The sequence below is a fragment of the Brucella sp. RRSP16 genome (assembly GCF_052246815.1).
Classification (GTDB): Bacteria; Pseudomonadota; Alphaproteobacteria; order Rhizobiales; family Rhizobiaceae; genus Brucella; species Brucella intermedia.
On the sequence record NZ_JBQQAM010000016.1, the window covers coordinates 60,795 to 75,087 of the forward strand.

The window sequence follows — 14,293 nt, forward strand, 5'->3', positions numbered from 1 at the left end:
GTCGTTCGTCCTGAGGGTGAACCTGCGGAGCAAAGATTGGTTCCGGAAGCACTTTGCAGAGACCTCGTTTCCAGATTGTGAGCAAGGCTCGCCCACCCCGCTTCGGCTATTGCTCCGCAATGCTTTTTCCATCCGGGTGTAGATTGCTTTCGAGCCGAGCTCTCGCCCTGTTAAGCCTGCTCTTGATCGTTCCGATCGTGCAGCCGGTTGCCATCGCGGCGTGTTCGTAGCTTAGCCCGTTGAATATTACCAGATCGAGCACCTTTTTATGCGCGGGGGACAATTTACCATATGCCTCGCCGACATCCTGCAATTCCAGCGCCAATTCCTGAGGCGCGCTTATCGTCGGCTCCTCCCACGTCTCGAGCGCATCTTCGCGGCGCGCTTTCTTGATCCTGGTGCAGAACGTGTTCTTCATAATGGTGAACAGCCACGACTTGAGCGAGCCGTAAGGGGTGAACCTGTCTCGATGGCGCAGGGCTTTCAGAAGCGTCTCCTGCACCAGATCATCGACGTCGGAACTTTGATGGCACATCGTTCGGGCGAACTGGTGCAACGCGGGCACCAGCGCCAACACCTCTTTTTCGAAATCCGATTTTGATGGCATGGTGTATTCCTCCTTCACCGGGGAAGTAAGATTGTGCCGGCCAGTTGGTTCCCTCCACAGTGGGTAAATGTACGCTAGCGTACATTCTTGAGGCTCGCCGCCGCGAGAACGATCGCGATCTCTCTCGCCTGCACCTCGACCCTCCTCTGCTCCTGGAAACGTCCCGGGAACGAAAGCCATTCTGGTGAGTTCGGTAAATCCAACAGGAGTTTGGCAGATGATGATGGCAACACAGGTCGTTTCGATAGAAGACGATGAAGCCTATTCCGTCCAGTTCTTTGACGATTCCGGCAACACCGTTTCCGTTTACTTTCAAAATCCTCAATGTATTCAACTTTCCCCGGCCGATGCGGTGAATGAGGCATTGGCGCGGATGTTGCTTATGATCGAGGGGGCGAGCGGCCAAAGCGCCGTGGAAAGGATCGAAGGATAAATGCCTCTGGAAACCGGGCTTTTACGGGGCAACCTGCGAGAGGGCTGCATGCATCTTTGCATTGATATGCAGAATCTCTTTGGCCCCGCATCGCCCTGGCATGTGCCGTGGGTCGAGGCAATCCTGCCCAATATCGTCGATATCTGTTCCCGACGCAGTGAGGATACGGTTTTCACCCGTTTCATACCTCCCAAGTCACCAGAGGCGGCGGTGGGAGCATGGAAGGGGTATTACCGCAAGTGGGAAGCCCTTACCCTTGAACGTGTGGATCCGTGGCTTATTGAACTCGTCGCCCCGCTGCGGGAATTTTCGCCGCCCGCCGCTCTGCTCGACAAGACTGTATATTCTCCCTGGACCGAAGGCTTTCTCCAGCGATATCTGCACAAAAGGCGTGTTCACACACTGATTGTCAGTGGCGCTGAGACCGACCTTTGTGTCCTGGCAACGCTATTGGGCGCCGTGGATCGAGGATACCGGGTGATTGTGGTCACCGACGCCGTGTGCAGTGTTTCCGATCAGACGCATGACGCGATCATCTCCCTTTGCCATCAACGTTTTAGCCAGCAGCTCGAACTGGTTTGCACGGAGGAGTTGATCGATAATTGGCATTAAATTATTGCACGGGGCCGAATATCTTATCGAGCGGTCACTTGGACTTACATGTCTCCCCATCGCCCCCTATGTCGTGAGAGAAACCTGTCCAGTTCCCTTTGCTCTGGCGCCTGGCCTGTGAATGTCTCGACATAATAGGGGATGCGCGCGAGGCGCACATCGGTCTCTTCCCGCGTTCGCATGGAGAAGTATCCGATCTGCACCAGATAGAGCGTGCGGGCACGCACATCGGACACGGGGCCGTCAAAGCCAAAACGTTCAAACATCCGCGCCAGGCCTTCCAGGCGTATGGCGTCGGCGTTCCTCACCTCGTCTTCGACGTCGGTCGATTGAAGCGCCCAGCTGCGGATCGCAAATTCAAAAGCGGAATCGAACAGGCTGTGGTCCAGCCAGCAGTCAAACACGTTCAGGACCGCTTCCTGTATTGTTTCAGCATAGGCGTCAGCCTGACGCAGAAGAGCGCCCGTATTCTTGTCGCGCCAGCGTGCGATAAGCGCGTCGAGCAACTCTTCGCGGTCCTTGAAAAACCAGTAAAAACTTGTGCGCGAAATATCGAGCGACTTGGCAAGCGGCATGATGCGAACGGCGTCAATGCCGCTTTCGATCAGCGCATCATAAGCTGCCTGAAGCCATAAATCGGGTGAGCCGCGCCACCCTGCATCAGTCGTGATGTTTTGTTCCATATCGGGATTTTATCAAGCCGAACAAGTTTGACAAGAGTTATGTACATATATGATTATTAAATTGACACTTATGTACATTTATATTTAGCTCAGGACAAACAATCAACGGGAACTCTCGCCATGTCGGTCGATCCGCTGCTGCAGCCGCTTCAGATCAAGCATCTGATGCTTCGCAACCGCATCATGCTTACCTCCCACGAACCTGCTTATGCCGAAGATGGCATGCCGAAGGAACGCTATCGCGCCTACCATGTCGAGCGTGCAAAAGCCGGTATTGCCTTGACGATGACAGCGGGTTCGGCATCGGTTTCCAGAGACAGTCCGCCGGCTTTCAACAATGTGCTCGCCTACAAGGACGAGGTCGTGCCGTGGCTTCGGGATCTCGCCGACGAGTGTCATGAACATGGCGCGGCGGTGATGATCCAGCTTACTCATCTCGGTCGTCGAACACGTTGGGATAAGGGAGACTGGTTGCCTTCGCTATCCTCAACGGGCAAGCACGAGCCTGCTCATCGCGCCTATCCCAAAAAAGCGGAGGATTGGGACATTGAGCGCATTATTGCGGATTATGCAGATGCCGCAGAACGCATGCAGGCAGCTGGTCTCGACGGGCTGGAGCTTGAAGCCTATGGTCATCTGCTAGACCAGTTCTGGTCGCCGCTTACCAATGAACTCGACGGCGCTTTCGGCGGCGATCTCGATAATCGTATGCGTTTTTCGTTGCAGGTTCTGACTGCCATTCGGGAGCGCGTGGGGCCTGATTTTCTGATCGGGATACGTTATGTCGCCGATGAAGTTCTTGAGGGCGGTTTGACGAAAAGCGATGGACTTGAGATTTCGCGCAAGCTCAAGGAAAGCGGACTGGTCGATTTTCTCAACGTCATTCGCGGTCATATCGAGACCGATGCGGGGCTAGTCGATGTCATCCCCATACAGGGAATGCCGAGCGCACCGCATCTGGATTTTGCAGGCGAAATCCGTTCCAGCACGGGGATGGCCACATTTCATGCGTCGAAAATTCAGGATGTAGCGACGGCACGCCATGCGATTGCATCGGGTAAGCTGGATATGGTTGGGATGACGCGTGCACACATGACTGATCCGCATATCGTTCGCAAGATTCTTGAAAAGCGGGAGGAAGAAATACGGCCTTGCGTGGGCGCTAATTATTGTCTTGATCGCATCTATCAGGGTGGGGCTGCCTATTGCATCCATAATCCTTCGACCGGGCGAGAGTTGACCATGCCGCATACTCTGCGTCGGACAGAGAAACGTCGCCGCATCATCGTGGTGGGGACGGGGCCTGCCGGTCTAGAAGCTGCGCGGGTGAGCGCTGAACGGGGGCATAAGGTCATGGTCTTTGAAGCTGCGAACCAGCCCGGAGGACAGGTTCGCTTGACGGCCCAAAGCCCGCGCCGCCGGGAAATGATGGGGATCATCGACTGGCGGATGGCGCAGTGTGAAAAGCTCGGCGTCGATTTTCGTTTCAATACATGGGCCGAGGCAGATACCGTGCTTGCGGAAACGCCCGATGTGGCGATTATCGCTACCGGCGGCATTCCCGACATGCAAATCCTGCGCGAAGGCAATGACCTCGCAGTTTCCCCCTGGGACATAATCTCAGGCGATGTGCAGCCGGGTGCAAATGTGCTTGTTTTCGACGAAGCGGGCGACCACGCCGGGCTTCAGGCTGCGGAATTCATCGCGAATACTGGCGGAAAAGTCGAAATCATGACGGCAGATCGCACCTTTGCGCCCGAAGTGATGGGAATGAACCTGGTGCCTTATATGCGCAGCCTGCAAAGGAGGGATGTGGCCTTCAGCGTATCTTATCGACTGATAGCGATCCGGCGCGATAATAATCGTCTGATAGCGCAGATTGGCAGTGATTACGTGGGTATCAGTTTCGAGCGCGAGTATGACCAGATCGTCGTCAATAACGGGACGCGACCGATGGACGACCTCTACTTTGAGCTGAAGCCCCTATCCCGAAATCTGGGTGTCGTGGACTACGATGCTCTCATTGACGGGCGTCCCCAGAATCTCGTCAAGAATGCCCAAAGTTCGTTCGAGCTTTACCGCATTGGCGATGCGGTTTCGGCGCGCAACACACACGCAGCAATCTATGATGGTTTGCGCTTGGGGCGGCTGCTGTAATCGCGCTGTTCCCTCCATTACTTCAGGTTATGAGACCCCCGATATTTTTTGCGTTTGTAATCTGTTGGCCGGGAACTATCGTGATTAACCAAGGGAACATTGGCGGCATAAAATATCAACCAGCCGCCGAACACAGCGATCCAGCGTCTGTTGCAGGAAATCGAAATCTGCGAGCCGTGGGGATGATGGGATAATCGTGATGAACGAGGAAAATGGGGAGTTTGCCCGTTGAACGCAACGCGACCGACACTGGTGACCGACACGGCCTATACTCCCGCTTCCACGCCAAAGATCATTCGGCTTGAAGGACTCAGCAAGCATTTTGGTGCGCATCGCGTTCTTGAGAATATCGATCTTGACGTGGCGCAGGGCGAGGTTCTGGCGATCATTGGCCCCAGCGGCTCCGGTAAGAGCACACTGTTGCGTTGCATCAATTATCTCGAAAAACCCGATGGTGGGATGATTACGGTCGGCAAGCTCAGGCTTGATGCTACCCAGGAGCCGCGTAAGGCGCAGTTGAAGGAGCTGCGCAATACGGTTGGCATGGTGTTTCAGTCATTCAACCTGTTTCCGCATATGAGTGTTCTGCGCAATGTCAGTCTGCCGCAAGAGCGCGTTCTTGGCCGCACCCGCGCTGAGGCGGAGGAAAGGGCGCTTCAACTGCTGGAGCGTGTCGGACTTGCAGATAAAGCCACCCAATATCCGGGCAGGTGCTCCGGCGGTCAGCAACAGCGCATCGCCATTGCGCGCTCGCTGGCGCTCGACCCGCAGGTCATGCTTTTTGATGAACCGACCTCGGCGCTCGATCCGGAACTGGGTCTCGAAGTTCTGGCCGTTATGCGGGAACTGGCGGAAAGCGGCATGACGATGCTGGTTGTCACACACGAAATGGGATTTGCGGAGAATGTTTCCGACACCGTGATGATCATGGCCGATGGCAAGATCATTGAAAAAGGTGCATCGAAAGAGGTTATGCGCAATCCTCAAGAGGAGCGTACGAAGCGGTTTCTTCGTGCGGTGCACGACCGGTGACGGCGGACAATATTCTTCTCATTTTGAGCGGGCTACCGTGGACCATCGCTCTTACCGTGGGGGCGTTCGGTATCGGTTGCATTCTCGGCGTACCATTGCTGGCAGCACGAAGCGCTCGCTTCGCCCTCATACGCTGGCTTGCGGCGCTGTTGATCCAGATCGTGCGCGCACTCCCTCCCATCCTTTGGCTGTTCATCATTTTCTTCGGCATCGGCATGGGCATAATGCCTATCAATCCATTTGTCGCGGCACTGATCGGTCTCGGTTTGATAGCCTCTGCCAATATGGCCGAAATCTATCGCGGGGCATTAGCGTCGCTACATCATGGCCAATGGGAAGCGGCGACCGCCCTGAATTTTGGCACCCGATATACGTTGATCGATGTGGTTGCCCCGCAGGCTTTTCGCGTCGCTCTGCCCTCGGCGGCGAGCTATCTGATCGGGCTCATGAAGGAAACCGCTGTGGCATCAACCATCGGGGTTGCCGATCTGGCCTTTCGCGGCAACCAGGTATCGCAACTCACCTTCAAGGGCATTGAGGTCTTCGCCCTCGTCGGCTTGTTTTATATTTTCCTGAGCCTGCCGGTCGCATGGCTGTCGCGTTCCGCGGACAGCTATCTGAGAGCAAAGGTGGCGCGCTGATGTTTCCGACCGCGGATGAATTTCTTGAATGGATGCCGGCGTTGCTCGGTGGGCTAAAAATCAGTTTGCAGGTAGCTGCTTTGAGCCTTGCCATCGGTATTCCGCTTGGGCTTCTTTTGGCGCTTGGCGTCGGTGCCAAGACGCGTATGGCGCGGATCGTGAGCCTGTTCCTTGTTGAAATAGGGCGGGGCGCCCCAGCGCTGGTTCTGTTGCAGTTCATGTATTTCGGCTTACCTGCGACAGGCCTGACCCTGACTTCGTTCGCAGCGGCGGTCATAGCGCTGGCTTGGAATACCGGTGCCTATACGAGTGAAATCATTCGGGCCAGCCTCCAGTCGATCCATCATGGTCAGCGCGAAGCGGCAGAAGCCCTGGGCTTCAGTGTTCTGGACGAGTTGCGTTTTGTGTTGCTGCCTCAGGCTTTGAGAGTTGCGCTGCCAGCCCTGCTGGGCTTCGCAATCCTTATCTTTCAAGGCACTTCGCTCTGCTTCACCATCGCGCTGCCGGAACTGGTCAGCAATGCCTATGAAATTGGGTCCAATACCTTTCGCTACATGCCTGCGCTGCTGCTGGCCGGTCTGCTCTATGCAACCATCTGCATCCCGGCGGCATGGATCGTTTCTTACGTGGAGAAGCGGTCGTCCGCTTACGCCACCCGATAACGCACAATAACAAGGGGAGTCGCACATGAATAACGGGATCATTCACAAGGGCCTGATCGGCTTTGCCATTTTCGTCGGGCTGTCGGCGACAGCATTGGCGCAGGATTGCAAACCCAAGCACGAATTCAAAACCATTACGCCCGGCACGCTGACGGTTGCCGTCACTACTTATGCGCCCCATTCCTTCATGGATGAAAGCGGCAAGATGAGCGGCCTCGATGGTGACATTGCGGCCGAATTCGCGAAACGCGAATGCCTTACTGTGAAGCCCGTGGCGGTCGATCCCGCGGCTGCTATCCAATATGTGCTGTCGGGTCAGGCTGATATCACGACCGGTGACTGGTATCGCACGGCAGAGCGCGCCAAGGTGATGAACCTTTCCTATCCGCTTTATAAAGACCAGATGGGCCTTTATTCAAAGGATGGCATCAAGACGGTCGAGGAACTCGTCGGCAAGAATGTCGGAACGGTGCAGGGTTATCTCTGGGTGACCGATGCCAAGAAGCTTCTGGGTGCCAATCTTCGCCTTTATCCGAACTCGGTGAACATGCATCAGGATCTTGCCTCAGGGCGTATAGATGTCGGCATCGACGGCTACTCGACAGGCGCTTATGCGGCCAAGAATGGCACATTGAAGGACATAAAGGTGGAGATCGCGCAGCCTGATGAGCGCATCCGCGCAACCCGCGAAGCAGCACAGGCCAGTCTGCCTTATGCCAAGAGCGCGACGGATTTTGGTGCTGCTCTCGACGCGAATATCGAGGAAATGCACAAGGACGGCACCATTGCCAAGATCCTGAAATCCTATGGCCTCGACGAGAGCGCCGGAAATACTGGCGCGCCAAAACTCATCGAGTGATCCGGAACGGCACCACTTGATGCAGCGGCTTGCTGCTGCATCCACTTCAACCACATTTCATATCGGAGACTGCAACGATGACTGTTTACGCGGTCAGCCGGAACAGCCAGTCATGGTATGGGGAACAGATCGGCATCCTCATTCTGGATGCCGCCTATCCCTGCGTGCCCGGCAATGTCGGTAATGCGACTACCTATACATATCCGGTTCGCTATCAGGAGGTGCGCGGCGCTTCCATTGACCGTCTTCTGAATCAGCGTGATCCGGCATTGAGAGAAGCTTTTGTGGAAGCGGCTCTGGAACTTCAGGGGCGGGGTGTGAAAGCCATTACTGGCGCCTGCGGGTTCATGGCATATTTCCAGGAAGAGGTTGCTGAGGCCGTCGATATACCAGTCTTCCTGTCGAGCCTGATGCAGATACCCTTCATGCACGCTGTGGCGCGCGGCACTGTAGGCGTAATTACTGCCAATGCAGAGCGCCTCACTCCACGGCATTTCGCCGCCAGCGGCATTCCAGACACGATCCCGATCGTGCTTGCCGGAATGGAAGATCAGGCCGAGTTCCGTGAGGCGATTCTGGAAGAGAAAGGGACACTCGATTCCGCCGCCATCGAGCGCGAAGTTTGCGAAGTGGCGATGAAGCTCGTGCGGGACAATTCAGAGGTTCGCTCCATCCTGCTCGAATGCAGCGATCTTCCCCCTTATGCTCATGCCGTGCAGAAGGTGACCGGGCGTCCCGTGTTCGATTTCATTTCAATGATCAACTACGTCCAACAGACCGTCGCCTGTCGCGCTTATCAAGGCTTTATGTGACCTGACAGTCAGGAGGTTCCCTATGTCGCTCGATCATTATTTCCTCCTTGGCCGCTCCGGTCTGCGTGTCAGCCGTCTGGCGCTCGGGACGATGACATTCGGAAATGCGGGGATCAGAGGGATTGGGGGGGCTTGGGGTACGGATGAAGAGAATGCGCGGGCCATCTTTGATCGCTATCTCGAAGCGGGCGGCAATTTCATCGACACTGCGGATTCCTACGGTGCGGGCTTGAGCGAGACGCTGGTCGGCAGGTTTGTCGAGGAAGCCGGCGCCCGTGATCGGGTGGTGATCGCGACCAAATATTCCAACAATCTTCAGCCTGGCAATCCCAATACCGGTGGCAATGGCCGCAAGAATATGTTCCGTGCGGTTGATCAGTCGCTGAAACGGCTGAAGACTGACTATATCGATCTTTATATGGTGCATACCTGGGATGGCATGACGCCTGTGGAAGAGGTGATGCGCGGCTTCGACGATCTGATCCGCGCGGGAAAAATCCGCTATTGCGGCCTCTCGGATGTACCATCCTGGTATGCTGCCCGTGCGCAGACCTGGGCAGAAGCCCACGCGCTTTCGCAGCCGATCAGTTTGCAACTGCCCTATTCGCTGGTCGAGCGCAGCATAGAGCAGGAATTTGTCCCGCTGGGACAGAACCTGGGACTGGGTATTACCGCTTGGAGCCCGCTCGCCATGGGGCTTCTGACAGGCAAATACCGGGCCGGTGGTGAAGGGCGTCTTAGTCGCGACGATGCGGGCGGGCTGGGGCTGTTCACCGAACGCAATATGAGGATTGTCGCCATACTTGCGGAAGTTTCCGAAGTGCTTGGCAAATCCATGGCGCAGGTGGCGTTGAATTGGGCGGTGTCGCAACCGGGTATCGGGGCAGCGATCATAGGCGCGAGCAAGCTGTCACAACTCGGAGACAATCTCGGCGCGCTGGCTTTCTCGATCCCTGACGAACTGCGTGCCAAGCTGGATGCAGCGAGTGTCATCCCTCCGACATATCCCTACTCATTATTTGCGGCGGATTATCAGGCTGGCATTCTCAATACCGGCGTGTCGGTGGGTGAAAAGCCCGCCGGATATGCACGCCCCCGCTTTGTGCCGAAAGTGGAAGATTACGCTTTCGGCAAGCCCCTAAAAACCTGAAACCTCCCGAGGAAAGACTATGAACGACATGCCCGCCAGGGTGCGCCCCGCGGTCAGCATCGACCCGACGCTGTTTGTCTTGACGCTCGATTGTGATGATAAGCCCGGTATTGTTGCAGCGATTACCACAGAACTCGCTGCAATCGGCGGCAATATCGTTGAGAGCAATCAGTTTCGTGACAGGGTGACCAATCGCTTTTTCATGCGCATCGCTTTCAGCGCGCCAGTCGGCATGTCACACGAGGCCGTCGCGCATGCGCTGAAACCGGCAGGCGAACGGTTTGCCATGAAATTCACGGTGTCCGATGCCAGCCGAAAACCCCGGATCGTGCTCATGGTTTCCAAATTCGACCACGCCATGCTGCATCTTCTGTATCAGATCCGCGTTGGCTGGCTGAACGCCGAGGTCGTAGCCATTGTTTCCAACCATGAGGATAGCCGAGCAACGGCCGAAAGCGCTGGAATCCCCTATCATTGCTGGAGTGTGAAGAAGGAAAACAAGGCGGAACAGGAAGCGCGCCTTATCGATCTCGTGCGCGAGACACAGGCCGATCTGGTGGTTCTCGCACGCTACATGCAGGTGCTGTCGGACAATCTCTCAAACCGGCTGTTCGGCAAGATCATCAATATTCACCATTCCTTTCTCCCGTCCTTCAAGGGCGCAAAACCCTATCACCAAGCATTCGAGCGGGGCGTGAAACTGATCGGAGCGACGGCGCATTATGTGACGCCGGACCTGGACGAGGGCCCAATCATCGAACAGGAAACCGAACGGGTCACTCATTCCATGAGTGTGGAAGATTTCGTCGCCACGGGGCGAGATATCGAAAGCCGGGTTCTTGCGCGAGCGGTGAAGATGCATCTGGAGCACCGCGTCATGCTCAACGGTCACAAGACCGTGGTGTTCGCGTAATAAGCAAATGGGCCTACAGCTTCAGTTCCGCGTCGGCGCCCTGTTCGAGAAGCCAGTCGCGGAACAGTTCCGCACCTCGCTTCGGCGGACGCTGTGCAGGCATCACCAGATGGATCGTGTCGCCGGAACGATGGCAAATATGCGTGGCCGGAACCAGCCGGCCCGCCACGACATGATCATGAACGAGGTGTTTCCAGCCAAGCGCCACGCCTTGCCCCTGCACAGCCGCCTCGATGGAACTGAGTGCGTCGGTGAAGACGAAATCCTGTTCGATACGCGGGTTCGGCACACCGGAACGCTCAAGCCATTCGCGCCAGCCAAGCCGCGAGCGATGGCGCTCCTCGAAATGTAGCAGAGTGTGGTCCAGAAGGTCGCTTGCTTCCCTGATCGCTCCGCGCTCTTTGAGATAGGCCGGGCTGCATACCGGCCAGACTTCTTCCGTCACGAACGGCCAGGCGAGGATACCCGGCCATTTGCCTTTTCCCAGACGCGCTGAAACGTCGATATCCTCTTCCAGCAGGTCCTGATCGTCACGGCTGCTTTCTTCGATGCGCAGCGCCACGTCCGGATGTTTCTCCTTGAACCCTTTGAGACGCGGCAGAAGCCATAGCTGCACGAAAGATGCCGAGAACGACACGCGGATAATATCGCGCGAGTGCTTCTTGCGCATTGACGAGATGACCATGTGCAGATGGTCGAATGCTTCCTGCGTTTCGCGATAAAGCCTCTGTCCTTCCGCCGTCAGTTCAAGGCGGCTCCTTTCACGGCGGAAAAGCTTCAGTCCGGTAGCTTCCTCGAGAAGCTTGATCGTCTTGCTCACCGCTGGCTGGCTGACATTCAGCTCTTCCGCCGCCGCCGTAAAGCTCAGCCGTCGAGCTGCAGCCTCAAACGCGAAGAGGTAATTGGCCGAGGGGATGAGCGAGCGGAGCCTATGCATAATCTGAAGTTATATCTTCGCAGATTTTTTATCAAGCTCACATGGCGCAGAACCCTCTGTAATGTAACGCACAAAGGAGTCCGTACCGTGGCCCGTAGCGGCGCTCCGGCAATCTCCAAAATATACTGGAAGGGAACTTGGAATGCAGACTCATGCGCGCGCGGTTGTCATCGGGGGAGGTTGTGTCGGCGCCTCCATTCTTTACGGGCTGGCCAAGAGAGGTTGGTCGGACGTCGTACTTTTGGAGCGCACGCAGCTTACCGCCGGTTCCACGTGGCATGCGGCGGGGCTGATCCCTTCTTACGCGCGCAATATCAATATCGGCCGTATGATCAACAAGTCCATTGAGATTTACGAAGGGCTCGAAGCCGAAACTGGTCAGCATGTCGGCTGGCACAAATGCGGCCAGCTGCGTATTGCCAACACGCGCGACCGCCTTGACGAATACAAGAGCTATATGAGTGTCGCCGAAGTGCAGGGCGTGCGCGCCGAACTGGTTTCCGCGGCACGCGCCCGTGAACTGTGGCCGCTGCTTGAAAACAACCATGATATGTTGGGCGCGCTCTATCACCCCGATGATGGCCATATTGCGCCTGCCGATGTCACCATGGCGCTCGCCAAAGGTGCGCGCGACAATGGCGCCAAGATCTATCTCAACACCGAGGTCAAAGGTTTCGAGCGCTTGCCAAGCGGTGAGTGGAAGGTGAAGACCAATCAGGGCGATATCATCTGCGAGCATATCATCTCGGCGACAGGAAATTATGCCCGCCAGACCGGAGCCATGCTGGGGCTCGACATTCCGGCAATTCCAATCATTCACCAATACTGGATCACTGATGCCGTGCCGGAAGTGATCGAGCGCAAGCGTCAGGGCTTGCCGGAAATGCCGATCTTGCGCGATGAGGGCTTTGAGGGCTATCTGCGTGAGGAGGGCGACGGCCTGATGTTCGGCCCCTACGAGAGGACCGAACATTTGGAGCTCTTTGCCGAAAACGGCGTCCCCGAATGGTTTGGAGCGGATCTTCTGGAAGAGGATTTCGATTCGGTTTCATGGAACTGGGAGCAGGCCATCGAGCTGGTTCCCGCTCTCGGCCGCGTTGGCATCAAGGCCAATGTGCGCGGACCGTTCCAGATGACGGCTGATGAACTGCCGCTTGTCGGTCCGGCCTGGGGGCTGGACAATGTCTGGATTGCAGAAGGGGTGCCCGGCGGCATCCTGTGGGGCGGCGCGATCGGCTATTATCTTTCCGAGCGTATCGTTGAAGGCGGCAACAGCATCGACACATCTGATCTCGATCCGCGTCGTTTTGGCGACTACGCCAACAAGAACTGGACCCGCGAAAAAGTGCGCGAAGCATGGGGCACCCATGCCGAGCAGCATTATCCGGGGCAGGATATGCCTGCCGCCCGGCCACAGAAAACCGCACCGTCATACGATCGCCTGACGGAACTGGGGGCTGTCTGGGGCTGCCTCAACGGTTGGGAAATGCCGAACTGGTTCGCGCCTGAGGGTGTGGAAGCCAGGGATCAGTATAGCTGGCGCTGGACCGAAAAGGGCAAGTATGTAGAGGAGGAAGTCGAAGCCGTACGCAATGCCGTCGGCTTGGTCGAAATGACGCCGATGACCAAATTCGAGGTTAGCGGTACCGGCGCCGAAGCCTGGCTTGATGGCATTCTCGCCAATCGCTTGCCGAAGGCCGGACGCGTCAACCTTTCTCATCATTTGACCCCGAAGGGCGGTGTGCAGGCGGAATATGTGGTGGCGCGTCTCGATGACGGCTCTTTCTACATGATTTCAACTCCGCGAGCCGAACGCTGGAATTTTGATGATCTGTCGAAGCTGCTACCGAAGGACGGCAGCGTTACCCTGCGCAATGTGACCAATGATCGGGGTTGCTTCACCATCGTCGGGCCGAAGGCGCGCGAGGTATTGCAGCCGCTTACCGAAATCGATCTCTCAAACGAGGCATTCCCGTGGTTCGGCATCAAGTCGGGAACGGTCGGCCTCGCCAGTGATGTGCGTCTACTGCGCGTCAATTATGAAGGCGAACTAGGCTGGGAGCTTTACCACCCCCTTGCCTACCAGCGGCATTTGCTGGAGGCCTTGCTCGCATCCGGCAAGGAGCACGCCTTGCGCCTCGTCGGCTTGCACGCGCTGGAATCGCTGCGGCTCGACAAGTCCTATCGCGCCATGTACCGCGACATGAATACCGAGTTGAGCGCCTGGGAAAGCGGCCTCGAACGGTTCATCCGTCTCGACAAGGGCGATTTCATCGGCAGGCAGGCGCTGGTCGAGGAAAAGGAACGCGGCATCAAGCGCCGCTCCGTCACGCTGGCGGTTGAAACCGATGGCGCCAGCACGCTGACCTGCGAGGGTGTGTACCACCATGGCAAGCTGGTGGGTCGCGTCACCTCGGGCAGTTATTCCTACACGTTCGGACACGATATCGCGCTGGCGCTGTTGCCGGTTGAACTTGGCATACGGGGCACGGAACTGGAAATCCCGGTTCTGGGTGAAATGCGCAAGGCCCGCGTGATCGAAGAATCCCCATACGATCCGGAAGCGCGGCGCGCACGCCTCTGATCGCTCCGTCAAGCAATTTGTGCGAACCATCCCGTCAAAAGGGGAGGAAGACCGGTTCGCCGCAAGGAAAGGTTTGCCCCATGAAGGCAGTTGTCGCAGTGAAACGGGTTGTCGATTACAACGTGAAGATCCGTGTAAAGGGAGACGGTTCGGGGGTTGAGCTTTCGAACGTGAAGATGTCGATGAACCCTTTTGACGAGATCGCGGTTGA

General features: G+C 56.7%; 14 protein-coding genes and 1 pseudogene. 12 read left to right on the forward strand and 3 right to left on the reverse strand.

What is annotated here, in order from left to right:
* Window positions 1–106 precede the first annotated feature (106 nt).
* Window positions 107–607 carry an RNA polymerase sigma factor gene (locus ACS5UA_RS20450; protein WP_112702133.1) on the reverse strand — a complete coding sequence of 167 codons (501 nt, stop codon included), beginning with the start codon at window positions 605–607 and terminating at the stop codon, window positions 107–109.
* A 217-nt stretch (window positions 608–824) separates the two neighbouring features.
* Between ACS5UA_RS20450 and ACS5UA_RS20455 the strand changes: the two genes are divergently transcribed.
* The gene (locus tag ACS5UA_RS20455) at window positions 825–1,040 is read left to right on the forward strand and encodes a hypothetical protein (RefSeq protein WP_006470710.1); all 216 of its coding nucleotides are present in this window, start codon (window positions 825–827) and stop codon (window positions 1,038–1,040) included.
* Window positions 1,041–1,652, forward strand: a complete 612-nt coding sequence (locus ACS5UA_RS20460) for a cysteine hydrolase family protein (RefSeq protein WP_021588420.1) — start codon at window positions 1,041–1,043, stop codon at window positions 1,650–1,652.
* Between the two features lie 44 nt (window positions 1,653–1,696).
* Here ACS5UA_RS20460 and ACS5UA_RS20465 read toward each other — a convergent pair whose 3' ends face one another.
* Complete coding sequence (locus tag ACS5UA_RS20465) at window positions 1,697–2,335, reverse strand: TetR/AcrR family transcriptional regulator (protein WP_112702134.1); 639 nt, start codon at window positions 2,333–2,335, stop codon at window positions 1,697–1,699.
* A gap of 120 nt (window positions 2,336–2,455) precedes the next feature.
* On the opposite strand from ACS5UA_RS20465, the gene ACS5UA_RS20470 reads away from it, so the two are divergent.
* The 8 genes from ACS5UA_RS20470 (at window position 2,456) to purU (ending at window position 10,561) form a co-directional block, all read left to right on the forward strand.
* Window positions 2,456–4,492 (forward strand): oxidoreductase, encoded by a 2,037-nt coding sequence (locus tag ACS5UA_RS20470; protein WP_112702135.1) that lies wholly within the window; start codon window positions 2,456–2,458, stop codon window positions 4,490–4,492.
* Between the two features lie 228 nt (window positions 4,493–4,720).
* Window positions 4,721–5,524: an amino acid ABC transporter ATP-binding protein gene (locus ACS5UA_RS20475; RefSeq protein WP_277402868.1), complete on the forward strand. Its 804-nt coding sequence runs from the start codon at window positions 4,721–4,723 to the stop codon at window positions 5,522–5,524.
* Complete coding sequence (locus ACS5UA_RS20480; protein WP_112702136.1) at window positions 5,521–6,165, forward strand: amino acid ABC transporter permease; 645 nt, start codon at window positions 5,521–5,523, stop codon at window positions 6,163–6,165. Before ACS5UA_RS20475 ends, ACS5UA_RS20480 begins: the two co-directional genes overlap by 4 nt.
* Window positions 6,165–6,827 (forward strand): amino acid ABC transporter permease, encoded by a 663-nt coding sequence (locus ACS5UA_RS20485; protein WP_006470709.1) that lies wholly within the window; start codon window positions 6,165–6,167, stop codon window positions 6,825–6,827. Before ACS5UA_RS20480 ends, ACS5UA_RS20485 begins: the two co-directional genes overlap by 1 nt.
* A 25-nt stretch (window positions 6,828–6,852) precedes the next feature.
* Window positions 6,853–7,686, forward strand: coding sequence for a substrate-binding periplasmic protein (locus tag ACS5UA_RS20490; RefSeq protein WP_025089610.1), 834 nt, complete (start codon window positions 6,853–6,855; stop codon window positions 7,684–7,686).
* 77 nt (window positions 7,687–7,763) lie between these two features.
* Window positions 7,764–8,498 carry an aspartate/glutamate racemase family protein gene (locus tag ACS5UA_RS20495; RefSeq protein ID WP_112702137.1) on the forward strand — a complete coding sequence of 245 codons (735 nt, stop codon included), beginning with the start codon at window positions 7,764–7,766 and terminating at the stop codon, window positions 8,496–8,498.
* A 22-nt stretch (window positions 8,499–8,520) separates the two neighbouring features.
* Window positions 8,521–9,648: an aldo/keto reductase gene (locus ACS5UA_RS20500; RefSeq protein ID WP_112702138.1), complete on the forward strand. Its 1,128-nt coding sequence runs from the start codon at window positions 8,521–8,523 to the stop codon at window positions 9,646–9,648.
* A gap of 19 nt (window positions 9,649–9,667) precedes the next feature.
* Entirely contained in the window at window positions 9,668–10,561 is an 894-nt protein-coding gene (purU, locus tag ACS5UA_RS20505; protein WP_112702139.1) for a formyltetrahydrofolate deformylase, read from the forward strand.
* Window positions 10,562–10,574: 13 nt separating this feature from the next.
* Here the strand turns inward: purU and ACS5UA_RS20510 are convergent, their stop codons facing one another.
* The gene (locus ACS5UA_RS20510) at window positions 10,575–11,498 is read right to left on the reverse strand and encodes a LysR substrate-binding domain-containing protein (RefSeq protein WP_112702140.1); all 924 of its coding nucleotides are present in this window, start codon (window positions 11,496–11,498) and stop codon (window positions 10,575–10,577) included.
* A gap of 142 nt (window positions 11,499–11,640) precedes the next feature.
* Here ACS5UA_RS20510 and ACS5UA_RS20515 point away from each other — a divergent pair, with 142 nt between their 5' ends.
* Window positions 11,641–14,082, forward strand: coding sequence for a GcvT family protein (locus tag ACS5UA_RS20515; protein WP_112702141.1), 2,442 nt, complete (start codon window positions 11,641–11,643; stop codon window positions 14,080–14,082).
* Window positions 14,083–14,162: 80 nt separating this feature from the next.
* Window positions 14,163–14,293, forward strand: a pseudogene (locus tag ACS5UA_RS20520) (electron transfer flavoprotein subunit beta/FixA family protein); the annotation flags it as partial.